At 71.0% G+C, this 21480-nt stretch carries 24 protein-coding genes and 1 pseudogene; 14 read left to right on the plus strand and 11 right to left on the minus strand.

Annotated elements, in window-relative coordinates:
- Positions 1-72: 72 nt before the first annotated feature.
- Positions 73-756, plus strand: coding sequence for an NUDIX hydrolase (locus A3Q40_RS00475; RefSeq protein ID WP_068099336.1), 684 nt, complete (start codon positions 73-75; stop codon positions 754-756).
- Here A3Q40_RS00475 and thiE read toward each other — a convergent pair.
- Positions 739-1419, minus strand: a complete 681-nt coding sequence (gene thiE, locus A3Q40_RS00480; protein WP_068099337.1) for a thiamine phosphate synthase — start codon at positions 1417-1419, stop codon at positions 739-741. The genes A3Q40_RS00475 and thiE overlap by 18 nt on opposite strands.
- 139 nt (positions 1420-1558) lie before the next feature.
- On the opposite strand from thiE, the gene thiO reads away from it, so the two are divergent.
- From thiO to A3Q40_RS00515, 7 genes are all read left to right on the plus strand, one after another.
- On the plus strand, positions 1559-2755 hold the full coding sequence (gene thiO, locus A3Q40_RS00485) for a glycine oxidase ThiO (RefSeq protein WP_082833684.1): 1197 nt from the start codon (positions 1559-1561) through the stop codon (positions 2753-2755).
- Positions 2752-2958 (plus strand): sulfur carrier protein ThiS, encoded by a 207-nt coding sequence (thiS, locus tag A3Q40_RS00490; protein ID WP_068099338.1) that lies wholly within the window; start codon positions 2752-2754, stop codon positions 2956-2958. Before thiO ends, thiS begins: the two co-directional genes overlap by 4 nt.
- Before the next feature lie 43 nt (positions 2959-3001).
- On the plus strand, positions 3002-3709 hold the full coding sequence (locus A3Q40_RS00495; protein ID WP_235606543.1) for a thiazole synthase: 708 nt from the start codon (positions 3002-3004) through the stop codon (positions 3707-3709).
- A gap of 134 nt (positions 3710-3843) precedes the next feature.
- Positions 3844-4815, plus strand: coding sequence for an ABC transporter ATP-binding protein (locus A3Q40_RS00500; protein WP_068104786.1), 972 nt, complete (start codon positions 3844-3846; stop codon positions 4813-4815).
- On the plus strand, positions 4812-5606 hold the full coding sequence (locus A3Q40_RS00505) for an ABC transporter permease (RefSeq protein WP_068099340.1): 795 nt from the start codon (positions 4812-4814) through the stop codon (positions 5604-5606). Before A3Q40_RS00500 ends, A3Q40_RS00505 begins: the two co-directional genes overlap by 4 nt.
- Before the next feature lie 54 nt (positions 5607-5660).
- A complete protein-coding gene (locus A3Q40_RS00510; protein ID WP_201132906.1) occupies positions 5661-7187 on the plus strand; it encodes a M28 family peptidase in 1527 nt (508 codons plus the stop codon).
- Between the two features lie 10 nt (positions 7188-7197).
- On the plus strand, positions 7198-8016 hold the full coding sequence (locus A3Q40_RS00515) for an adenylate/guanylate cyclase domain-containing protein (protein WP_068099341.1): 819 nt from the start codon (positions 7198-7200) through the stop codon (positions 8014-8016).
- Here the strand turns inward: A3Q40_RS00515 and thiD are convergent.
- Positions 7978-8841 carry a bifunctional hydroxymethylpyrimidine kinase/phosphomethylpyrimidine kinase gene (thiD, locus tag A3Q40_RS00520; protein WP_235606383.1) on the minus strand — a complete coding sequence of 288 codons (864 nt, stop codon included), beginning with the start codon at positions 8839-8841 and terminating at the stop codon, positions 7978-7980. The two genes, A3Q40_RS00515 and thiD, sit on opposite strands and share 39 nt — an antisense overlap.
- A 139-nt stretch (positions 8842-8980) precedes the next feature.
- Between thiD and A3Q40_RS00525 the strand changes: the two genes are divergently transcribed.
- Together A3Q40_RS00525 and A3Q40_RS00530 are read left to right on the plus strand one after the other, a co-directional pair.
- Positions 8981-9304, plus strand: coding sequence for a GNAT family N-acetyltransferase (locus A3Q40_RS00525; protein WP_068099342.1), 324 nt, complete (start codon positions 8981-8983; stop codon positions 9302-9304).
- A gap of 88 nt (positions 9305-9392) precedes the next feature.
- Entirely contained in the window at positions 9393-9773 is a 381-nt protein-coding gene (locus tag A3Q40_RS00530) for a GNAT family N-acetyltransferase (protein ID WP_068099343.1), read from the plus strand.
- On the opposite strand, the gene A3Q40_RS00535 is transcribed toward A3Q40_RS00530, so the two are convergent.
- From A3Q40_RS00535 to A3Q40_RS00545, 3 genes are read right to left on the minus strand one after another with little or no spacing between them, the layout of a single operon-like run.
- A complete protein-coding gene (locus A3Q40_RS00535) occupies positions 9674-10543 on the minus strand; it encodes an exodeoxyribonuclease III (RefSeq protein WP_082833685.1) in 870 nt (289 codons plus the stop codon). The two genes, A3Q40_RS00530 and A3Q40_RS00535, sit on opposite strands and share 100 nt — an antisense overlap.
- 32 nt (positions 10544-10575) lie before the next feature.
- Positions 10576-11502, minus strand: a complete 927-nt coding sequence (locus tag A3Q40_RS00540; RefSeq protein WP_068099344.1) for an N-acetylglutamate synthase, CG3035 family — start codon at positions 11500-11502, stop codon at positions 10576-10578.
- 1 nt (position 11503) lies between these two features.
- Entirely contained in the window at positions 11504-12097 is a 594-nt protein-coding gene (locus A3Q40_RS00545) for a peptide deformylase (RefSeq protein WP_068099345.1), read from the minus strand.
- A gap of 142 nt (positions 12098-12239) precedes the next feature.
- On the opposite strand from A3Q40_RS00545, the gene A3Q40_RS00550 reads away from it, so the two are divergent.
- The 4 genes from A3Q40_RS00550 (at position 12240) to A3Q40_RS00565 (ending at position 15092) form a co-directional block, all read left to right on the plus strand.
- A complete protein-coding gene (locus tag A3Q40_RS00550; protein WP_068099346.1) occupies positions 12240-12548 on the plus strand; it encodes a DUF3263 domain-containing protein in 309 nt (102 codons plus the stop codon).
- A 23-nt stretch (positions 12549-12571) separates the two neighbouring features.
- A complete protein-coding gene (locus tag A3Q40_RS00555) occupies positions 12572-13138 on the plus strand; it encodes a LytR C-terminal domain-containing protein (protein WP_371831471.1) in 567 nt (188 codons plus the stop codon).
- Between the two features lie 90 nt (positions 13139-13228).
- Entirely contained in the window at positions 13229-13957 is a 729-nt protein-coding gene (gene sodC, locus A3Q40_RS00560) for a superoxide dismutase[Cu-Zn] (protein WP_068104791.1), read from the plus strand.
- Positions 13926-15092, plus strand: a complete 1167-nt coding sequence (locus tag A3Q40_RS00565; RefSeq protein ID WP_082834030.1) for a glutamate--cysteine ligase — start codon at positions 13926-13928, stop codon at positions 15090-15092. The genes sodC and A3Q40_RS00565 overlap by 32 nt, the downstream gene beginning before the upstream one ends.
- Here the strand turns inward: A3Q40_RS00565 and mnhG are convergent.
- The 6 genes and pseudogenes from mnhG to A3Q40_RS00595 form a co-directional block, all read right to left on the minus strand.
- Positions 15083-15490, minus strand: a complete 408-nt coding sequence (gene mnhG / locus A3Q40_RS00570) for a monovalent cation/H(+) antiporter subunit G (protein ID WP_068099347.1) — start codon at positions 15488-15490, stop codon at positions 15083-15085. The two genes, A3Q40_RS00565 and mnhG, sit on opposite strands and share 10 nt — an antisense overlap.
- A gap of 86 nt (positions 15491-15576) precedes the next feature.
- Positions 15577-15828, minus strand: a pseudogene (locus tag A3Q40_RS00575) (monovalent cation/H+ antiporter complex subunit F); the annotation flags it as partial.
- Positions 15825-16451 carry a Na+/H+ antiporter subunit E gene (locus tag A3Q40_RS00580; RefSeq protein ID WP_068361547.1) on the minus strand — a complete coding sequence of 209 codons (627 nt, stop codon included), beginning with the start codon at positions 16449-16451 and terminating at the stop codon, positions 15825-15827. The pseudogene A3Q40_RS00575 and the gene A3Q40_RS00580, both read right to left, overlap by 4 nt.
- Entirely contained in the window at positions 16448-18076 is a 1629-nt protein-coding gene (locus A3Q40_RS00585) for a Na+/H+ antiporter subunit D (protein ID WP_068099348.1), read from the minus strand. Before A3Q40_RS00585 ends, A3Q40_RS00580 begins: the two co-directional genes overlap by 4 nt.
- On the minus strand, positions 18073-18639 hold the full coding sequence (locus tag A3Q40_RS00590) for a Na(+)/H(+) antiporter subunit C (RefSeq protein WP_068099349.1): 567 nt from the start codon (positions 18637-18639) through the stop codon (positions 18073-18075). The genes A3Q40_RS00585 and A3Q40_RS00590 overlap by 4 nt, the downstream gene beginning before the upstream one ends.
- The gene (locus tag A3Q40_RS00595) at positions 18636-21461 is read right to left on the minus strand and encodes a Na+/H+ antiporter subunit A (RefSeq protein ID WP_068099350.1); all 2826 of its coding nucleotides are present in this window, start codon (positions 21459-21461) and stop codon (positions 18636-18638) included. Before A3Q40_RS00595 ends, A3Q40_RS00590 begins: the two co-directional genes overlap by 4 nt.
- Positions 21462-21480 lie beyond the last annotated feature (19 nt).

Genomic DNA, 21480 nt, shown 5'->3' on the forward strand with positions numbered 1-21480 from the left:
TGCGTGGCCGCGCCCCGAGCCGTCCGCGCCATAAGCTGTCCGGGAGGAGTGCCGACGTCCGGAGGGTGAGCGATGCGTGGTGACGGGGACGGCTGGGTCTTCGCCAGTGACGGCAGTCGGCGGTGGGGTCGCCACGGCGCGGCGGGGTTGCTGCTGCGGGCGCCGGGGCCGTCGGGGCACGCGACGGTCCTGCTGCAACACCGAGCCGGGTGGAGCCATCACGGGGGGACCTGGGCGTTGCCGGGCGGCGCGATCGACAGTCACGAGTCGCCCGCGGGCGCCGCGGTGCGCGAGGCCGGTGAGGAAGCCGGCATCGCCGGGGAGTCGCTGACGGTGCGCGGCGAGCGGGTCACGTGGACCGAGGACTCCGGCTGGTCCTACACGACGGTGGTGGCCGACGCGGCCGCGCAGCTCGACACGGTGCCGAACGGGGAGAGCACCGAGCTGCGGTGGGTGGCCGAGGACGACGTCGAGTCCCTGCCGCTGCACCCGAGTTTCGCCGAGAGCTGGCCGGCCCTGCGGTCGGTCCCGGTGCGGGCGGTGCTGGGCCCGGACGTCGACGAGGTGCCGCCGCGCACCGTCGACCTCGGTGAGCGCGGCTTCGGCTGGATCGTGGCGGTGGTGACGACGGACCGGGTGGAGGAGACGGTCGACGCCTCGCGGGCGGCCGAGTCGGCCGTCGGGACGACGGTGGTGATCACCGCGGACGAGTCCGTCCGGCGGGCGGTGAGTCCGGCTCTAGCCGCCGAGCTGTGAGACCAGCTCGCGGGCGGCGGCTTCCGGATCGCGCGCGCGGGTGATCGCCCGGACGACGGCGATGCGCGACGCGCCCGCGGCCAGCGTCTCGCGCGTGTTCTCGGCGTCGACGCCGCCGATGACGAACCACGGCCGCGAGGGGTGCGAGTCCGCCACCTCGCGGACCACGTCGAGACCGGCGGCCGATCGGCCCGGCTTGGTGGGCGTCGCCCACACCGGACCGACCGCGAAGTAGTCGACACCGTCCTCGATGTCGGCCAGCGTCGCCTGCGCCCGGTTCTGGGTGGATCGCCCGATGACGACGTCCGGACCGAGGATCTGCCGCGCGTAGTGCGTCGGGAGGTCGTTCTGACCGAGGTGGAGCACGTCGGCACCGGCGGCGAGGGCGAGATCGGCCCGGTCGTTGACGGCCAGGAGTGCACCGTGCCGTCGGCAGGCGGCGCCGATGACGGCCAACGCCGCCAGCTCGTCCTTGGCCTCGAGCGGGCCGTACTGCGCCTCGCCGGCCGAGCCCTTGTCGCGCAACTGGACGATGTCGACGCCGCCGGTGAGGGCCGCGTCGACGAACTTCGCCAGATCACCGGTCTCGCGGCGGGCGTCGGTGCACAGGTACAACCGCGCGGTGGCGAGCCGTTCGCGGGCGGAGGGCCGTGTGGTGGTCACAGGGTCGACGGTAGTCTGTCGCCGAGAGAACGAGACCGCACGGGAGTCCCGCAGGGGGCTGAGAGTGGGCCGTCCGCCCCGGGGCGGAAGCGCCCAGACCGTAATCACCTGACCCGGATCATGCCGGCGCAGGGAGGGGATGGCACCAGTGAACCCGACTCCGACTCCGACTCCGACTCCGACTCCGACTCGGACCCCGGCGCCGTTCCCGCCCGTCGCGACGCCGGCGCGCGAATCGGTGGCCGTGATCGGTGGCGGCGTCGTGGGTCTCACCGTCGCCCGCGCCGCGGCCCTCGCCGGTCATCCGGTCCACCTGCTCGACCGCGGCGAGCCGGGCCGTCCCGACGGCGCCAGCTGGGTCGCCGGCGGCATGCTCGCCCCGTTCTCCGAGGGCTGGCCGGGCGAGGACGACTTGCTGGCGCTCGGGGCCGCGTCGCTGGAGCGCTGGCGCGGTCTGGCCGCGGAGCTGGGTGAGCACGTGGTCACCGCGCGGGGGACCCTCACCGTGGCCTTCGATTCAGCCGACGTGGCCGATCTGACGACGATCGCGGAGTGGGTCGGGGCGCGCGGCCACGCTGTGGAGATGCTGTCGCGGTCGGCGCTGCGGGCCCTCGAGCCGGGTGTCGGGGGCCGCGCGGCGCTGTCGTGTCCGACGGAGCTGTCCGTCGACAACCGGGCGGTGCTGGCGGCGTTGGCCGACTCGTGCCGAGCCCTCGGCGTGCGCGTGACGACGACGGACGTGGTCGATCCCGCGGCGGTGGCGGAGGATCGCGTGGTGGTCGCCGCGGGGTGGGCGAGTTCCGTTCTGCTGCCGGGTGTGTCGGTACGGCCGGTCAAGGGCGAGATCCTGCGCCTGCGTCGCCGCGCCGGGTCGGTGCCGACGCCCGCGCGCACCGTGCGAGCGACGGTCAACGGCCGCGCCGTGTATCTGGTTCCGCGTACGGACGGGCTGGTGGTCGGGGCCACGCAGTACGAGCACGGTGACGACACCGCGGTCACCGTGGCCGGGGTGCGCGATCTGCTGGCCGACGCCGAGCGGGTCCTGCCCGGCATCGCGGACTACGAATTCGCCGAGGCTGCAGCGGGATTGCGTCCCGGCAGCCTCGACAACCTGCCGCTCGTGGGCGCGGTGGACGACCGCACGATCGTCGCCACCGGACACGGCCGGAACGGCATGCTGCTCGCCCCCGTCACCGCCGACGCGGTGGTGGCCGAGCTGCAGGGCGAGCCGCTGCCCGTGGCCGCCTGCTGCGCGCTCACCCGACGGTCCGGCGGGTCCGGACCGTCCCCCGTCCTCGGACCATCGAACCTCCCCAGAACAGGAGCACTGTCGTGATCCCACTCGGTGTCACCGTCAACGGCCAGGACCACGAGTTCGACCCCGGCACGTCCGTCCGGACCATGCTCGGGGTCCTCGGGCTGCCCGACACCGGCATCGCCGTCGCGGTGGACGGTGCGGTGCTGCCGAAGTCGCGGTGGGACGACGAACTCGGACGCGGGTGGACCGTCGAGGTGCTCACGGCGGTCCAGGGTGGCTGACCCCCTCGTCGTCGACGGCCGGTCCTTCGACTCCCGCCTGATCATGGGCACGGGCGGCGCCGCCAACCTGGCGGTGCTCGAGGCCGCGCTGGTGGCGTCGGGAACCGAACTCACCACCGTCGCGATGCGCCGCGTCGACGCCGCCGGGGGTACCGGTGTGCTCGATCTGTTGCGTCGGTTGAACATCGCGGTGCTGCCCAACACGGCCGGGTGCCGCGGCGCCGACGAGGCCGTGCTCACCGCCCAGCTGGCCCGCGAGGCGCTCGAGACGAACTGGGTGAAGCTCGAGGTGGTGGCGGACGAACGGACGCTGCTGCCCGACGCCGTCGAACTGGTCCGCGCGGCCGAGCGATTGGTCGACGACGGGTTCGTCGTCCTGCCGTACACGACGGACGATCCGATTCTCGCCCGTCGCCTCGAGGACGTCGGGTGCGCGGCCGTCATGCCGCTGGGGTCGCCGATCGGCACCGGGCTGGGCATCGGCAATCCCCACAACATCGCCATGATCACCGAGGCGGCCGGGGTGCCGGTGGTGCTCGACGCCGGCATCGGGACGGCCAGCGACGCGGCGCTCGCCATGGAACTCGGGTGCGACGCGGTGCTGTTGGCGACGGCCGTCACGCGGGCCCGCGACCCCGAGCTCATGGCGTCGGCGATGGCGGACGCGGTCCGGGCGGGCCGGGCGGCGCGGACGGCCGGTCGGATCCCGAAACGCTTCTGGGCACAGGCGTCCTCGCCCGATCTCCCCTGACCGACCCCGATCGACCCCGATCGACCCCGAGTGCCCCCGATACCTTCGGCGCCCGGGGTCATCCTTTCGGACGACTCGAAATGGGGACCGGGGCCTGATGCGCGCGCGGTGGTGCGCGCGGCAGGGTGGTCACCATGATCGAAGTGACGGGATTGACCAAACAGTTCGGGGCCAAGAAGGCGGTCGACGACCTCACCTTCACGGTCCGGCCGGGCATCGTGACCGGGTTCCTCGGACCCAACGGCGCCGGCAAGTCCACCACCATGCGGATGATCCTCGGGCTCGACCAGCCGACCGCCGGGACCGCGCTGATCGAGGGTCGGCCCTACCGGGAGCTGACCAACCCGCTGCAGACCGTCGGGGCGCTGCTCGACGCGAAGTGGGTGCACCCCAACCGATCCGCGAAGGCGCACCTCCAGTGGATGGCCGCCTCGAACGGCATCCCGGCCTCCCGGGTGGACGAGGTGCTGCGCCTGGTCGGCCTGTCCGAGGTGGCCAAGCAGAAGGCGGGCGGGTTCTCCCTCGGCATGTCGCAGCGGCTCGGTCTGGCCGGTGCCCTGCTCGGGGATCCCAAGGTGCTCATGTTCGACGAGCCGGTCAACGGACTCGACCCCGAGGGCATCGTCTGGATCCGAAAGTTCATGCAGCGCCTGGCCGCCGAGGGGCGGACCGTGCTGGTCTCCTCCCACCTGCTGTCGGAGATGGCGCTGACCGCCGAGCACCTGATCGTCATCGGTCGCGGCCGCCTGATCTCCGACTCGTCGGTGCAGGATTTCGTCGACCACGCGTCGGAATCCTCGGTCCGCGTGCGCAGTCCGCAGCTCGACGCCCTGCGCAGCGCGCTGACCTCCGCCGGCCTGACCGTGCGCGAACCCAGCGGGGTGGACGAGGTCAAGCCCGCTCTGGTGGTGGCGGATTCCACCACCGAGGCCATCGGCGACATCGCCGCGCGTCACCAGATCGTGCTGCACGAGCTGTCCTCGCAGCACGGCTCGCTCGAGGAAGCGTTCATGAAGCTCACGGGCGACGACGTCCAGTACCACGGCGCGGACGATTCCGCCGGCGCCCGGACCACCACCGACACCATGGGAGGAGCACTGCGATGAGTGTGCTTGCCGCAGAACGAATCAAGCTGACCACGACCAAGTCGCCGTGGTGGTGCACCGTGGCGATCGTCGCCCTCGGGCTGGGCATCGCCGCGATCCTGGGCATCTCCGCCCGCTCGGCGTACGGCTCCTACGAGAATTCGCTCGCCTCGGGCAATCCGCCCGATTTTGAGCCCTTCCTGCCCACCGTCGCCGACAGTGTCACCGGCGTCAGCGGCTTCGGCGTACTGGTGCTGATGATCATGGCCGCCCTCGCCATCACCAGCGAGTACCGCTTCGGTCTGATCCGAACCACGTTCCAGGCCATCCCCTCTCGTGCCTCGGTGCTGGTGACGAAGTCCCTGCTGATCGGCGTCGTCGGTGCGGCCCTGTCCTTCGTCCTCGCGCTCGGTGGCTTCTATCTGGCCAAGTCCTTCGCCGGACCCGACGCCGGCCGGGCCTTGGTGCTCGAGGGCGGCGACGCGTGGCGCTCGATCTACAGCGTTCCGATCTACGCGTTCCTCTGCGTCTTCCTCGCGGTGGGAGTCGGTGCGCTGCTGCGTCAGTCGGCCGCGGCGGTGGCCCTGCTGCTCCTGTGGCCGCTGCTGGTGGAATCGTTGTTCAACCTGTTCGGCAGCATCGGCCGCGACATCATGCCGTTCCTGCCCTTCACCAACGCGAACAACTTCCTCGGCGCCCCCGGTGGGGTGGACTTCCACTGGGGTCCCTGGGCGAGCCTGCTGTACTTCGCCGCCTTCGTCGCGATCGTGTTCGGCGCGTCGATCGTGGTGGTGAACAAGCGCGACGCCTGACGGGCCCGCTCGGACCACCCGCGCGACCGGGCGGACCGCACTAAGGTGACGGCCATGAGGACGCAACGCACCCGGTTCGCGATGTCCGTCGCCGTCTGCGCCGTCGGCGCCCTGACGCTGGCCTCCTGCTCCGGTGAGAGCTCCACCGACGACCCCGCGACCACCTCGGTCACGGGGTCGTCGTCGTCGGCGCAGTCGTCCGGCGCCGCCGCCGACGGTCTCGGCGCCCCGGTCACCGGCGACGCGCTGGCGAACGCGGTCACACTCGACGCCGTCGTCGGGCACCTCGAGGAGCTGACGTCGATCGCCGAGGCGAACGGCGGCAACCGCGCCGCCGGCACCCCCGGATACGACGCGAGCGTGGACTACGTCTCCGGTCTGCTCCGCGACGCCGGGTTCGACGTCGAGACCCCCGATTTCTCCTTCGACAGCTACGACCTGCGCTCGAACTCGCTGCGCGCCGGTGACCGCGAGGTGCCGTCGAACGCGTTCACCTACTCGCCCGCGGGGACCGTCACCGCGCCGCTCGTGGTGGCGCCGACCGACGACACCCCGGGCTGCGAGGCCACCGATTACGACGGGCTGCCGGTGACGGGCGCCGTCGTCCTCGTCTCCCGCGGCAGCTGCCCGTTCGCCCAGAAGGGCATCGTCGCCGCCGACCTGGGCGCCGCGGCCGTGGTCGTGGCCAACAACGAGGACGGTCCGCTCGACGCCGGCACCCTCGGCAGCAAGGCCGACGCCCGCATTCCGGCCCTGGGCGTCAGCCGCGAGGACGGTGCGGCGCTGGCCGCCGGCGGCGGCGAGGTGACCGTCGCGGTCGATTCCGAGACGACCACCACCACCAGCCGCAACGTGATCGCGCAGACCACCACCGGGGACACCGACAACATCGTGATGGCGGGTGCCCACCTCGACTCCGTGCCCGAGGGCCCCGGTATCAACGACAACGGCACCGGCGTCGCCGCGGTGCTCGAGTCCGCCCTGCGCATGGGCGGTGCGCCCCAGACCACCAACGCCGTCCGCTTCGGCTTCTGGGGCGCCGAGGAACTCGGCCTCGTGGGGTCGACGAAGTACGTCGAGGGACTCTCGGACGACGACGCGGCCGCCCTGGCGCTGTACCTCAACTTCGACATGGTGGGGTCCAACAACCCCGGCTACCTGGTCTACGACGGTGACGACTCCGACCAGGAGGGCGCGCCCGCCGGCCCGGCCGGGTCGGACGCCATCGAGCGCACGTTCGAGGAGCGTCTCGCGGCGAAGGACGCCGACGGCACCGATTTCGACGGCCGGTCCGACTACGGGCCCTTCATCGAGCGCGGCATCCCGGCGGGTGGGGTGTTCAGCGGTGCCGACGACATCAAGACCGAGGAGCAGGCGGCCCGGTGGGGCGGCACCGCGAACGAGGCCTTCGATCCGAACTACCACACTCCCGAGGACACCCTGGAGAACGTGAATCGTGATGCGCTGGCGGTGAATTCGCAGGCCGTCGCCTACGGCATCGGCACCTACGCCGAGTCCGTGACGGGTCCGAACGGCGTGCCCGTGGGCGAGCAGCGCACCGCCGCGCGACAGAGCCAGTGAGTCGGGGCGAGTGAGCCCGTCCGCCCGCGAGGCGCTCCGCGCGGTGGTCGACACCGCGCGCACGGTGAACCGGACCGACCGCGTGGTCGACGCGGTCCGGAAACTGCGGGGCGTGCTCCCCGGGGACCCGACGTTCGGCGACCCGTTGTCGACGGCGGGACCGGGGACCGCGCGGTTGGTCGCCCGCGTCACCGACCGTCTGCAGAGCGAGGAACCCGGTGCGGCCAAGGAGGTCTCGCTCGGTGCCCTGCAGGTCTGGCAGGCGCTGCTCGAACGCACCGGCCGCGGTCGGGGTGAGCGCGACGTCACGATCGTGTTCACCGACCTCGTCGGGTTCTCGACGTGGTCGCTGTCCGCCGGCGACGCGACGACGCTGATCCTGCTCAAGCAGGTGGCGCGCGCCGTCGAGCGACCGATGCAGGACCGCGGCGGTCACATCGTCAAACGGCTCGGTGACGGTGTCATGGCGGTGTTCCCGAGTGCCGACAACGCCGTCGGGGCGGTCTTCGACGCGCGGGACGCGCTCGCTCGCGTCACGGTCGACGGGTACACCCCGCGCATGCGCGTCGGCATCCACACCGGTCGGCCGCGCGCGGTGGGGTCCGACTGGCTGGGTGTCGACGTCACCGTGTCGGCCCGGGTCATGCAGGCGGGCGCGGACGGCAACGTCATGATCTCGTCGGCGGCGTTGGACACGGTGTCCCCGGAGGTGCTGGCGGCGCTCCGCCTGTCCGCGAAACCCTATCGGCGGGGGTTGTTCTCGCCGAAGCTCGACGGCGTGCCGGAGGGGCTACGCATCAACCGGCTCGTGCAGGCGCCAGAGCGGTGACACCGGGCCGTGGCCGGCGCCGAGGTCGTAGGCCGCGGCCAGCGACCGGGTGACCCACTCCTTGCCGAACGCGACGGCGTCGGGCACCGACCGGCCGTGGGCCAGCGCGCAGGCGATCGCCGCGGCCAGGGTGTCCCCGCCGCCGTGGTCGTTGCCGGTGGGCAGCCGCGGCGAGGTGAACTCGAGCATGCGGTCGCCGTCGTAGAGCAGGTCGGTGCTCGTGGACGAGGTGCGCAGATGCCCGCCCTTGACCACTGCCCACTGTGCGCCCAGGCCGTGCAGCGCCTCCGCCGCGGCGCGGGCCGTCGCGTCGTCGACCACCTCGATGCCGGTGATGAGCCGCACCTCGTCGAGGTTCGGCGTGACCACCGTCGCCAGGGGGATCAACCGGTGCCGGACCGCGTCGAGCGCGTCGGCGTGCAGGAGCGAATCACCGTGCATCGAGGCGGACACCGGGTCGACGACGAGCGGGACGGCGGTGTCGCGGCCGATGCCGAGTTCGAGCGCCACGTCGGCGACCGCCTCGATGATCTCGGTGGAGGCGAGCATTCCGGTCTTGGCGGCGCCCACGCCGATGTCCGAGACGACGGTACGGACTTGATCGGCGACGATCTGCGGAGGAATCTCGTGGAACCCGCTGACGCCGACCGTGTTCTGCACGGTCACCGCCGCGACGGCGACGCAGGCGTGCAGGCCGCAGAGGGCGATGGTGCGCGAATCCGCCTGGATACCGGCCCCGCCACCCGAATCGGTGCCCGCGATGGTGAGGACGCGACGCGGCGTCTCGCCCGGGGCCGGCAGCGGCAGCAGGTGGGAGGCACTCACACCGCGGACCTTACCGGCGGGTGTTTCCTGTGAGTTCGCCTCGCATATCGCGGAGAGCCCGGCACGCCGACGGATGCTGTGGAATAGTGGTTCAGGTCACACGATCCGTCGTGCCCACCCTCGGCTGCCAGGAGATGCCATGCTGTCCGACGCTCCCGTCACCGAAGTCACGGACAACCCCCACCAGAACCGGTTCGAGCTCCGGCTGAACGGGGATCTCGTCGGCATCGTCGGCTACTACCCGGTGGAGACCGCCGGTCGGTCCCGGCGCGCTCCCGTCGTGAGTTTCCTCCACGCCGTCATCACCGAGGACTTCGGCCACCGCGGGCTCGCCGGGATCATGGTGCGCAGCTCGCTCGACGCCGCCCGGGGCTACGGGTGGAAGGTCAAGCCCGTCTGCACCTACGTGCAGCGTTTCGTGGCGGAGAACCCGCAGTACCGCGACCTGATGGCACCGGAGTAGTCGGCGCGACCTTCCCTGCCGGGTCGCGATTCGGCAACAGTCGTCACTCTGTTCACACAAGCCACAAATCTGTGTTCACAATGGTGTGATGAGTGACAGTCTCGTCGCCGACAATCCGGAACTGTCGCGTGTCGAGCTCACGGTCGACGGCGACCTCGCCGGGATCCTGGCGTACGACGTGATCGGCAGCACCGTGATCCTGCGGCACACCGTGGTCAAGGAGCAGTACGGCGACCACGGGTGGGCGGCCGTCCTGGTCCGCGGCGCCCTCGACATCCTCCGCATGGGCGACCTGCGCGTCTGGCCCGCGTGCGCGATGGTCCGACGGGTCATCGGCGCGGAGCCGGAGTACCTCCCGCTGGTCGCCGATCAGGATCCGGAGGCCGCCGAGGCCGACCGTGTGGCCGAGGCCGCGGAGGCCGACCGTGTCTCGGAGGCCGCCGAGAGGTCCACCACCACGGGCGCGTGATCGCTCGCACCCTTGCCTTTGCGCTCCTGCCGGTCGATCTCCGCGCCGGCGACCCGCGCGGCGAGGGCCGGTGAGGCGAGGACGAAGTCGATGCGCAGACCCTCGCGGCGCGGGAAGCGCAGCTGCGTGTAGTCCCAGTACGTGTAGACGCCCGGTCCCGGTGTGAACGGCCGCACGACGTCCGCGTATCCGGCGTCGACGACGGCCTCGAACGCCGCCCGCTCGGCCGGGGACGTGTGCGTCCGGCCCTCGAACAGCGCGGGATCCCACACGTCGTCGTCCGTCGGGGCGACGTTCCAGTCGCCGACCAACGCCACCTGCGCCTGCGGATCGGCGTCCAACCATGACCGGGCGTCGTCCCGCAGCGCGGCGAGCCAGTCGAGCTTGTAGCGATAGTGCGGATCGTCGAGGGTGCGGCCGTTGGGGACGTACAGGCTCCACACCCGCACCCCACCGCAGACGGCGCCCAGCGCGCGGGCCTCGACCACCGGCGTCTCCGCCGGGTCCTTGTGGAACCCGGGCTGGTGCTCGAACTCCGTGCGCACGTCCGTCAGGCCCACCCGCGAGGCGATCGCGACGCCGTTCCACTGGCTGTGCCCCACGTGGGCGACCTCGTAGCCGATGTCCGCGAAGCGCTGGTAGGGAAACTGCTCGTCCTTGCACTTGGTCTCCTGGATCGCCAGGACGTCGACGTCGGAGCGCCCCAGCCAGTCCACGATCCGGTCGACCCGGGAGCGGACGGAATTGACGTTCCACGTGGCGAGGCGCATGGGCGACAACGGTAGCGGGAACGGTCGGCCGTTCAGTCCGCCGGCTGCGCGTACCGGTAGCGGTGATGGTCGGTGAACCCCAGCCCGGCGTACAGCGCGGCCGCCGCACCGCCCCCCGACTCCACCTGGACGAGCGCGGTCGTCGCGCCCCGCTGCGCTCCCCACGACAGCGCGTCTCGACACACCGCGGCCGCGTGACCACGACGACGAAGGTCCGGACGCGTCGCCACCGCCGCGATGCTCACCACCCGGGTGCCGTCGGGCATGGCGGTGACGGCGGCCCGGGCGACCGCGGCGGTCTCGTACGACCCCTGCGGGTCGGGTCGCGACAGGAACGCGACGTCGCCGTCCCGCACGGCGGTGAGCACGTCCGGGACGTCCGCGAACCGGGGATGGTGGGCCGACCACGCGGCGTCGGGTGTCGCCGCGACGGTGCTGCCGGCCGCGGGATGTACCGTGGCCGGCGCGGTCAGCACCGAGACGTCGGGACCCGCCCGCCAGCCCGCCGGGATGCGCAGGATGCGATCGGGGAGGTGCAGCCGCGGGGTGAGGCCACGGTCGGCGTACCACCGGACCACCGCGGGGAGCGCAGCGAGCAGATCCCCCGTCGCCACCGTCGGATCCACCGGGAGGGCGGAGTTCGCCCGCTGGGACACCCCGTGCCCCGCGCGCAGCATCCAGCCGCCGACGAGGTCCTGCTCGACCCCCGGCCACGCATCGGCCGCAGCGCGCTCGAGTGCGCGGATCGCACTGGCGCGCACGGGTTTCGGTGGGATCGGCTTGCAGACCACGACGTCGCCGCGGGAAATCGCGACGGTCTCGCCCGACTCGCGGACGACGGTGAGCGTGTCCGGAGACAGGTCGGCCAGCACGCCGAGGACGTCGCTCAGCGGCGGCGCGCCCGCCGCGTCCTGCCGCCGGTACCGCACCACCACCCGGTCGCCGACGGAGACGCGCACGTCAGTCGTCGTCGTGACCGAACGGATCGGCGACGGTGCCGGGAACCCAGCTCAGGCCCGGCACGCCCCAGCCGTTCTTCTTGATCGCCTTCTTGGCCGCGCGGGCGTGGCGGCCGACCAGGACGTCGACGTAGAGGAACCCGTCGAGGTGGCCGGTCTCGTGCTGCAGCATGCGGGCGAAGAATCCGCGGCCCTCGACGGTGACGGGGTTGCCCTCCGCGTCCGTGCCGGTCACGCGGGCCCAGTCGGCGCGGCCGGTGGGGTACTGCTCACCGGGAACGGAGAGGCAGCCCTCGTCGTCGTCCTCCGGGTCGGGCATGGTCTCGGGGATCTCCGACGTCTCGAGAACGGGGTTGACGACCTCGCCGCGGCGGCGGGTGACGGTGCCGTTCTCGTCCTCGAAGGGGCAGTCGTAGACGAACATCCGCAGCGATTCGCCCACCTGGTTCGCGGCCAGGCCCACGCCCTTGGCGGCGTCCATCGTCTCGTACATGTCCGCGATCAGCTGCGCGATCTCGTCGGGCGAGGCCGTCACGGTCTGCGTGGGGGTGTGCAGCACCGGGTCGCCGACGATCCGGATCGGGAGGATGGCCATGGGGCAGAAGGTTACCGGCCCACCCGTCGCGGCGTGTTGGGCCCGCCGCGACCGTCGTCGCCGACCCCCGCGTGGTTAGATTGCCACCGAAGATGACACGGGTGTGATTCACCGCCCGTGATGCGGACGGACGAGGAGCGAGATGGACAGCGCTGCTGCGCGTAGTCACGGGTCCGAGGCCCCTGCCGACGAGCCTGACGACGGGCTCACGCGTCGGGAACACGACATTCTCTCCTTCGAGCGACAGTGGTGGAAGTACGCCGGCGCCAAGGAAGAAGCGATCAAGGAACTGTTCGACATGTCGGCCACCCGCTACTACCAGGTGCTCAACGCCCTGGTGGACAAGCCGGAGGCGCTGGCGGCCGACCCCATGCTGGTCAAGCGTCTGCGGCGTCTGCGCGCGAGTCGGCAGAAGGCCCGCGCCGCACGCCGCCTGGGCTTCGAGATCTGAGCCGTCGCCTAAGCTCGACCCCCGTGAGTACCCGCCCCGACGACACCTCCTCCGGCCCGCCGCTGCGGGCCCTGGCGATGGTGCTGCTGTCCCTCGCCGTCGTGTTCGCGGGCATCGGCATCTTCTCGCTCACCGGCTCGGATTCCGAGGACACGGCCGCCGCCCCGGCCGCGGACACGAGCGCCGTCCCGACCGCGACGGCCGCGCCGACGGGGACCTCCGCGCCCTCCGCGACAGCCCCGCCGTCGGCGACCTCCGGGTCGCCGACGACGACCACCACCGCGACGACGTCCGGATCGGCGTCCGGAGCGTCCTCCGCGAGCCCCATCCGCGTCCTCAACAACAGCGAGGTCTCCGGGCTCGCGGCCGAGACGGCCACCCGGCTCGAATCGGCCGGCTTCGCGGTCGGGGAGACGGGCAACTACTCCAGTGGAGTCATCGCCGCGTCGACCGTCTACTACGACCCGGCCGTTCCCGGTCAGCAGGCGCAGGCCGAGCGCATCGCGCGGACACTCGGTTTCGGGTCCGAGCCGCGCTTCGCCGGCATCGCGAACGCGTCGCCGGGGATCGTCGTCATCGTCACTCGATAGCGCCGACTAGAGTCGTCGGCGAGACCCCCGGGTACCAGACGGGGAACCGCACCACCGCCCGTTTCGTCCGGACGCAGGAGAAGAGTGACCATGGCCAGCTGGAAGCGCACAACGATCGTGGCGACGCCCCTCGCCGCCGTCGCCGTCCTCGCCCTCGCGTCGTGCAGCGCGAACGAGAACCCCAGCGACGTTCCGGGCACCACCCCTCCCGTCTTCACCAGTTCCGCACCTCCGGCCGACTACGCGGCGGAGCACGGCGGCGAGTCCCACGGTGGCGAGTCCCACGGCGGCGAAGGCGAGGGCGGGGACGCGACGGCGTCCGCCGACATGACCGGTGACCTGCGTGATCCGTCCGGCGCCTCCGTGGGCACCGTGTCCTTCACGGAGGAGGACGGGCACCTGAAGGTCACCGTCGAGGCGGAGGGCCTGACCCCCGGCTTCCACGGTCTGCACATGCACCAGAACCCCGTGTGCGAGCCGAACTCCGTCGCTCCCACCGGCGGCGAGCCCGGCGACTTCCTGTCCGCGGGCGGTCACCTGCAGGTGGGCGGCAACACCGGCCACCCCGCCAGCGGCGACCTCACCTCGCTGCAGGCGCGCGAGGACGGCACGGCCACCCTGACCACGACCACCGACGCGGTCACGCTCGACGACCTGTCCGGCGGCGTCGCGGTGATCGTGCACGCGGGTGCGGACAACTTCGCCAACATCCCCACGCGCTACACCCTCCCGGACGGTGCCGCGGTGCCGGACGCCACCACGTTGGCCACGGGTGACGCAGGCGGCCGTGTCGCCTGCGCCGTGGTCGAAGCCGAGTAGAGCGGCCGGTCCGGTCGAGGTTCCGTTCGTCGGGTCGGCGCGGTCGACCATCGGCGTGGAATGGGAGATCGCGCTCGTCGACAAGCAGACGCGCGATCTGTCCAACACCGCCGCCGAGGTCATGGACGGGGTGGGCGCCCTCGCCGAGAACCCCCGTGTGACCAAGGAGTTGCTGCGCAACACCGTCGAACTCGTCACCGACGTCTGCGACACCGTCGGCGAGGCGATGGACGATCTGAGCGAGTCGCTCGACCTCGTCCGCCGCGCGGCCGACCCACTGGGTGTCGACCTGTTCTGTTCCGGCACCCACCCGTTCGCCGAGTGGTCGTCGCAGCAGCTCACGCGGTCGCCGAACTACGACGAGCTGATCGAGCGCACGCAGTGGTGGGGTCGGCAGATGCTGATCTGGGGGGTGCACGTCCACGTCGGCGTGCGGTCCGCGGACCGGGTGTTCCCCATCCTCAACGCGCTCCTGCTGCAGTACCCGCACCTGCTGGCGCTGTCGGCGTCGTCGCCCACCTGGGCGGGCTCGGACACCGGCTACGCCAGCAACCGCGCCCTGATGTTCCAGCAGCTGCCCACCGCCGGACTGCCGTTCCAGTTCGAGACGTGGTCGCAGTTCGAGGGCTTCGTGCACGACCAGATGAAGACGGGCGTGATCTCCCAACTCGGCGGGATGCACTGGGACATCCGTCCGGTGCCGCGGCTGGGCACCCTCGAGATCCGGGTGTGCGACGGCGTTTCCACCAAGCGCGAACTGGCCGCGCTGGTGGCGTTGATCCATTGCCTCGTGGTCGATTACGACCGTCGGCTCGACGCCGGGGAGACCCTGCCGACCATGCCGCCGTGGCACGTCCAGGAGAACAAGTGGCGCGCCGCTCGCTACGGACTCGAGGCCGAGATCATCCTCGACGCCGACAGCAACGAGCGGCTGGTCACCGACGACCTGAACGATCTGCTGGAGCGTCTCGCCCCCGTCGCCCGCTCGCTCGGGTGCGCCGACGAGCTGGCTTCCGTCGCGGACATCCCCCGCCGTGGTGCGTCGTACCAACGCCAGCGCGCGGTGGCGCGGGCGAACGGCGGCGACCTGACCGCCGTCGTCGATTCCCTGATCGACGAGCTGCGTCAGCCCTGACGGTCGGTGTCGGCGGGGTCGTCGGCAGCGTCCCGGTCGTGTCCGTCGGCGTTCTCGGCCTTCTCGGCACCCTGGGCCTCGAGCTCGTCGACCATGAACAGGTCGGACCGCATCCGCTGTTCGCGGTAGGCGACCCGGCCGACCGTGTGGGCGATGATCGGGGCGGTGAGCACCGTGAAGATGCCCACGAGCGCGATCATCCAGATGTCCACGTTGCCCCGCAGGCTGTTGAACGCGCCCAGCAGGATGAGCACGAGCCCGACGACCTGAGGCTTGGTGGCGGCGTGCATCCGCGACAGTGTGTCGGGAAAGCGCACCACTCCGATCGCGGCGGTCAGGGCGAGCAGCGACCCGAGGAAGATCAGGGTTCCGGTGACGATGTCGGACAAGGTGCTCATCGGGGCTCGCTCTCGTCGGACCGGTCCGCGGAGTCACGTACCGGGGGATGGACGGGACGCCGGGCCGCTCGTGCCGTTTCCGGGGTGTCCGCCACGCGGAACCGGGCGACGCTCACGGAGCCGACGAAGCCCACGACGGCGAGGGCGACGATCGACGGGACCAGCGTGGTGTCGCGGCTGTAGACCGACCACACCATCACCCCGCAGATCACCAGGGCGATGAGCGTGTCGACGGCGGCGAGGCGGTCGAGCGAATTCGGTCCGGCCAGCAGGCGGTACGCCACGATGAGGCCGGCGACCGCGAGCATGACACCGGACACCGTGAGGACGACGGTCATCGGCGATCCTTCCCGTCGGGTCCTGCGGAGTAGTCGGTGGTGATGTCGTGCGCGGTCTCGACGACGGTGTCCTCGTCGTCTCGCGTCGTGTGCACCACGGCGGGGTGCCATTCGGAGTCACGCTCGAACGCGCGGATGAACGCGTCCTCGTAGACCCGGACGATCGTGCGGAACTGGTCGATCGCGTCGGGCTTGGCGACGTCGAGCACGTGGATGTAGAGCACGCGCTCGGCGCGGTCGATCTCCAGGACCAGGGTGCCGGGCACCATGTTCAGCGAGTCGACCATGAACGTGAGCACCAGGTCGGACTTGATGCGGACCGGGTACCGCAGGACGGCGTTGACCGGGTTCGGACCCGGACGGACGGCGGCCCAGGCGACCTGCACGCTCGACACCAGGGCGTAGTAGACGAGAACCCCGACCAACCGAACGACGGAGAGCGGATGCACGCGACCCTCGACCGGAACCGTGGGCAGGGCCAGCACGGTGGTGACGAACAGGGCGACGACGATGCCACCGGCGATGTTGGCGACGGACACGTTGCCCCAGAGGAGCACCCACACGGCGGTGAGCCAGGTGACCAGAGCTAGCTTGAGTGCGAGTTCGCGGTGCATCAGCGTCATCGTGGTTCCTCCCCGGTCGCGTAGGTGACGGGATCGTCGGTGCCGCCGAGGACCGCAGTGACGTAGACCGAGGGTGCGCGAAGCTCGTCGGCGGCGCGGTTGCTGATGCCGATGAACGGTCCGGCGAAGACCGTCAGGGAGAGGCCGACGGCGACCAATGCGATGGTGGGGGCCAACATGCCGGCGGGCATCCGACCCGGATCGTCGCGACTTTCGAACTCGACGTCGGTGGCGTTGTCGAGCAACGCCGTCGGCGAGTTGTCCGAGAGACCGCCCTCGGGGGCGTCGGCCCGCGCACGCCAGAACGCCTTGGTCCACACGCGGGCCACCACGTACAGCGTCAGTAGCGAGGTGACGACGCTGCCGGCGACGAGGATCCAGGCCAGGGCGGACGCCTTGTCCACACCGGCCTCGAGCAGCGCGACCTTGCCCACGAACCCGGAGAAGGGCGGGATGCCACCGAGATTGAGGGCGGGGATCAGGAAGATGATCGCCAGCAGGGGACTCGCGGCGGCCAGACCACCGAGGCGGCGCAGCGACGACGAGCCCGCCTGCCTGTCGATCAGGCCCACTACCAGGAAGAGCGTGGTCTGCACGAGAATGTGGTGCGCGACGTAGTAGACCGCGCCGGCGAGCCCCGCGGTCGAGGAGAGCGCCACGCCGAAGATCATGTAACCGATGTGCGAGACCAGCGTGAAGGACAGCAGACGTTTGATCTCGCTCTGCGCGATCGCACCGAGGATGCCGATCACCATCGTGAGCAGTCCGGCGATCATGAGGACGTTGTCCATCGACCCGTCGGTGAACAGCAGCGTGTGGGTCCGGATGATCGCGTAGACGCCCACCTTGGTGAGCAAGCCCGCGAACACCGCCGTCACGGGCGCAGGTGCCGTCGGATAGGAGTCCGGGAGCCAGGCGGACAGCGGGAAGACGGCCGCCTTGATGCCGAAGGCCACGAGCAGAATGGCGAAGAGGGCCATCTTCGTACCCTGCGGAACGTCGGGCAGGCGAAGGGCGAGCTGGGCGAAGTTGAGCGTTCCGGTCGCGGCGTAGACGACGGCGACACCGATGAGGAACACCATCGACGAGACCGCGGAGACCATCACGTACGACACACCGGCACGGACCCGCTCCGCGCTGGCACCGAGCGTCAAGAGGACGAACGACGCGACGAGGAGGACCTCGAAGCCGACGAAAAGGTTGAACAGGTCGCCGGCGAGGAACGCGTTGCAGACACCCGCGGTCAGGGCCAGGTAGGTGGGCAGAAAGATCGACACCGGCTGTTCGGCGTCACCGTCGCGAATGCCCTGACCGACGGCGTAGACGATGACGGCGAGCAGGACGACGGCCGACACCACCAGCATGATGGCCGACAGGCGGTCGACCACCAGAGTGATGCCGAACGGCGCCTCCCAGCCACCGATCTGCAGCGCGCTGGTGCCGTCGCGGTCGGCCAGGAAGAGCAGGAGCACGGACACCACGACCACGCCGACGAGGGCGGCGATGGTGACCGCGCGCTGTGCGCGCGGCTTGCGCCCCAGAATGAGCGTCAGGGCCGCGGCCAACAGCGGGATCAGGACGGGAAGGGGCGTCAGGGGACCCACCCACGAGGACGGCACGGTCATCGTCGTCCTCCGCCGGTGGTGGTGTCGTCGTCGTCTCGGAAGTGGCCCTCGTGCAGGTCCTCGTAGGCCACGAGGTCCTCGCGGTTGGCGATCTGATCGAGCGGAATGGGGTTACCGTCCTTGTCGAAGGCGTCGCCGGCCTCACCGGGCTCGCCGGTGACCGGGTCGTCGGACTTGTCGCGGTCGGGCGCTTCGGCCGGGCTGCGCCGCTGCGACACCTTGGTGTCCTCGGGGTCGTTCTCGACCACGTCCGCGACGTTGATCGTGTACGACCGGTAGGCGAGAGCCAGGACGAACGCGGCGATGCCCATCGTGATGACGATCGCGGTCAGGATCAGGGCCTGGGCCAGCGCGTCGGCGTCGCCGTCGGCGACCTCCGAGATGCGGCCGACGACGGGCGGATTACCGCCGGGGCCGCCGGAGGCGAGGATGAGCAGGTTGATGCCGTTGCTCATCAACAGCAGGCCGAGCAGCATCCGCACGATGCTGCGTTCGATCATGAGGTAGACACCGGTGCCGATCAGGACGGCCACCAGTGCCAGGACGGCGAGGTTCGCGCTCATTGCTGGCTCGTTTCGATCTGGGCGTCGAGGCGCGCGCCGAGGCTGCGCAGCACGTCGAGCACGAGGCCGACGACGATGAGGTACACACCGGCGTCGAAGAACAGGGCCGTGACCATCTTGATGTCGCCGAGCAAGGGCAGCGTCGCCTCGAACGTGGCCGAGGACAGCGCAGGCGCGCCCAGCAGGATCGAGGCCAGCGCGGTGCCGCCGGCGAAGAGCAGTCCGATGCCCAGAATCTTCCCGGCGTCGAACGGCAGGGTCTCGCCGAGCTCGTACCGACCGCCCGCCAGATAGCGCAGAACCAGCGCCAGACCGGCCGTCAGGCCGCCGGCGAAACCGCCGCCCGGCGCGTTGTGTCCGGCGAAGAAGAAGTAGATGGACAGCACCATCACGGTGGGGAAGACCAGGCGGGTGGTGACCTCGAGCACGAGCACACGGTGCTTCGGATCGATGAGGTCGCTGCCGGAGAGCCAGGTGATCTCGGAGGCCGCCTGGCGGGAGTCCATCGACGCGGGCGCGTCGGAGACGCGGGGTGCGCTGCCGAAGCGGCGATTTCGGAAGACGAGGCTCGCGACGCCGGTGGCGGCCACCAGCAGCACCGAGATCTCGCCGAACGTGTCCCACGCGCGGATGTCGACCAGGATGACGTTGACCACGTTGTTGCCGTCGCCGAGGTCGTACGCCAGATCCGGGAAGTAGTCCGCGATCGGGCGAGTGGTTCGGCCGTTCATCGCGAAGGCGCCGACGGCGGTCACCGTCAGACCCACGGCGGCGGCGAGCAGGATGCGCAGACCCTTGTGGCCGAACGAGCGGCCCTCGTCGATCTCCGCAGGAAGTTTGCGCAGCACCAGGACGAAGACGACCAGCGTGAGGGTCTCGACGAGGAACTGGGTGAGCGCGAGGTCGGGCGCGCCGTGGATGGCGAACAGCAGGCCGGCGCCGTACCCGGTGACACCCACGAGCAGGACCGCGGCCAGACGGTTCCGCATCACCGCGGCGCCGACGGCTGCGGCGATCATGATCGCGCCGATCACGAACTGCAGGGGTGAGTCGGCCAGTCGGGTCTCGATGCCCGTGCGGGTGTAGACCAGCAGCGAGATCAGCGGGAACAGCGCGAGCGTGCCGAGGATCAGCGCCTGCGTCCCCGGCAGTGAGCCGCGCTGCGTGGATCCCGTGATGCGCAGCGACAGCGAGTCCATGAGCTGCAGCGTGCGGTCGTAGATGCGGTCGGCGTTGAGCGGCGAGGGCGGCACGGCACGGGCGATCGACTTGTGCACCTTGTACAGCGCGATGCCCACCACGATCACCACCGCCGTCATGTACAGCGGGATCGAGAACCCGTGCCACAGCGCGAGGTGGTAGACCTTCGCGCCGTACGACGGCAGCGTCTCGGCATAGGGGGACAGCAGCCGGTCCATCACCGGCGCGGCGAGGCCGGCGGCCAACCCCAGGGCGGCGAGCATTACCGGCGGGGTGAGGAAGAACGCGCCCGGAGTGTGCATGCCCGCCACCGCGGCGCTCGGCGCGCGCAGCTTCTTGCGGCCGAAGGCGCCCCAGACGAAGCGCAGGCTGTACGCCACCGTGAGGATCGATCCGAGCACCATCACACCGAGGACCACCGCCGACGCGCCGGGACTCATCGCGTCGGAGTCGATGGCCGCTTCGAAGGCGGACTCCTTGCCGACGAACCCGAGGAACGGGGGCAGGCCCGCCATCGAGGCCGCGGCGACGACACCCGTCACGCAGAGGACCGGCGCCCGACTGCCCAGATGGGCGAGCTTGCGGACGTCGCGGGTACCGGTGTTGTGGTCGATGATGCCGACCACCATGAACAGGGCTGCTTTGAAGAAGCCGTGGGCCATCACCATCGCCAGTCCGGCGAGCATGGCCGTGCGCGTGCCGATGCCCACGATGGCGGTGAGGAAACCCAGCTGGCTGACGGTGCCGAACGCGAGCACCAGCTTGAGGTCGTACGCCCGAAGCGCGCGGTAGCCGCCCACGATCATCGAGGCCAGGCCGAGCGAGACGATGGTGACGCGCCACGGACCGGCGTCGGCGAACCCCGGCGCGAGCCGGGCGACCAGGTAGATGCCGGCCTTGACCATGGCCGCGGCGTGCAGGTATCCGCTGACGGGCGTGGGCGCGGCCATGGCGCCGGGGAGCCAGAAGTGCAGCGGCACGATGGCCGATTTGCTCAGCGCGCCGACCAGGACGAGGACCAGGCCCACGCCGGCGAGCCACCCGCGCGGCGCCGCGGCGACGACGTCCGAGAGGTTGTAGCTGCCGACCATCTCGCCCAGCACGATGATGCCCACGAGCATCGCCAGGCCGCCGGCGGTGGTGACCAGCAGGGCCTGCGTGGCCGCGCGGCGCGAGGAGGCGCGCTCGGCGTAGTGGCCGACCAGCAGGAACGACAACACCGTCGTCAGTTCCCAGAAGATGTACAGCATGAGCATGTTGTCGCTGGTGACCAGCGCGAACATGACGCCCGCGAACGCGACCATCTCGGCGGCGAAGATGCCGAGGCGCGGCTCGTCGTCCTCGAAGTAGCGAGCGCAGTAGACGAGAATCAACGTGCCGATGCCGAGGATGAGCACGCTCATGACGGCGGCGAGAGAGTCGAACCGCATGTCGATGTCCATCGACAGCCCGGGCACCCACTCGATGTCGAGACGCTGCTCGGTGTCCCAGTTCCCGATCACCCAGCCGAGGGCTGCCGCCGGCACCAGAGCGAGGGCGAGGAAGGCGTTGCGCCCCCACCACCGGACCAGCAGGGGGGCCACGACCGCGGCGACGGCGTGGGCGACGAGAACAGCAAGCAAGTGGCACTCCGTCGGTAGC

Source organism: Rhodococcus sp. PBTS 1 (assembly GCF_001620025.1).
Taxonomy (GTDB): Bacteria; Actinomycetota; Actinomycetes; order Mycobacteriales; family Mycobacteriaceae; genus Rhodococcoides; species Rhodococcoides kroppenstedtii.

Excerpts from the sequence above, each read along its gene's own strand:
- A3Q40_RS00475 (WP_068099336.1), top strand. The coding sequence starts at position 73 with ATGCGTGGTGACGGGGACGGCTGGGTCTTCGCCAGTGACGGCAGTCGG.
- A3Q40_RS00590 (WP_068099349.1), bottom strand. The coding sequence starts at position 18,639 with ATGAGCGCGAACCTCGCCGTCCTGGCACTGGTGGCCGTCCTGATCGGC.
- A3Q40_RS00495 (WP_235606543.1), top strand. The coding sequence starts at position 3,002 with ATGGGCACGGGCGGCGCCGCCAACCTGGCGGTGCTCGAGGCCGCGCTG.
- thiO (WP_082833684.1), top strand. The coding sequence starts at position 1,559 with ATGGCACCAGTGAACCCGACTCCGACTCCGACTCCGACTCCGACTCCG.
- A3Q40_RS00585 (WP_068099348.1), bottom strand. The coding sequence starts at position 18,076 with ATGACCGTGCCGTCCTCGTGGGTGGGTCCCCTGACGCCCCTTCCCGTC.
- A3Q40_RS00535 (WP_082833685.1), bottom strand. The coding sequence starts at position 10,543 with ATGCGCCTCGCCACGTGGAACGTCAATTCCGTCCGCTCCCGGGTCGAC.
- A3Q40_RS00550 (WP_068099346.1), top strand. The coding sequence starts at position 12,240 with ATGGACAGCGCTGCTGCGCGTAGTCACGGGTCCGAGGCCCCTGCCGAC.
- mnhG (WP_068099347.1), bottom strand. The coding sequence starts at position 15,490 with ATGAGCACCTTGTCCGACATCGTCACCGGAACCCTGATCTTCCTCGGG.
- A3Q40_RS00545 (WP_068099345.1), bottom strand. The coding sequence starts at position 12,097 with ATGGCCATCCTCCCGATCCGGATCGTCGGCGACCCGGTGCTGCACACC.
- A3Q40_RS00530 (WP_068099343.1), top strand. The coding sequence starts at position 9,393 with ATGAGTGACAGTCTCGTCGCCGACAATCCGGAACTGTCGCGTGTCGAG.
- A3Q40_RS00580 (WP_068361547.1), bottom strand. The coding sequence starts at position 16,451 with ATGACGCTGATGCACCGCGAACTCGCACTCAAGCTAGCTCTGGTCACC.
- A3Q40_RS00505 (WP_068099340.1), top strand. The coding sequence starts at position 4,812 with ATGAGTGTGCTTGCCGCAGAACGAATCAAGCTGACCACGACCAAGTCG.
- A3Q40_RS00525 (WP_068099342.1), top strand. The coding sequence starts at position 8,981 with ATGCTGTCCGACGCTCCCGTCACCGAAGTCACGGACAACCCCCACCAG.
- A3Q40_RS00510 (WP_201132906.1), top strand. The coding sequence starts at position 5,661 with ATGAGGACGCAACGCACCCGGTTCGCGATGTCCGTCGCCGTCTGCGCC.
- sodC (WP_068104791.1), top strand. The coding sequence starts at position 13,229 with ATGGCCAGCTGGAAGCGCACAACGATCGTGGCGACGCCCCTCGCCGCC.
- A3Q40_RS00500 (WP_068104786.1), top strand. The coding sequence starts at position 3,844 with ATGATCGAAGTGACGGGATTGACCAAACAGTTCGGGGCCAAGAAGGCG.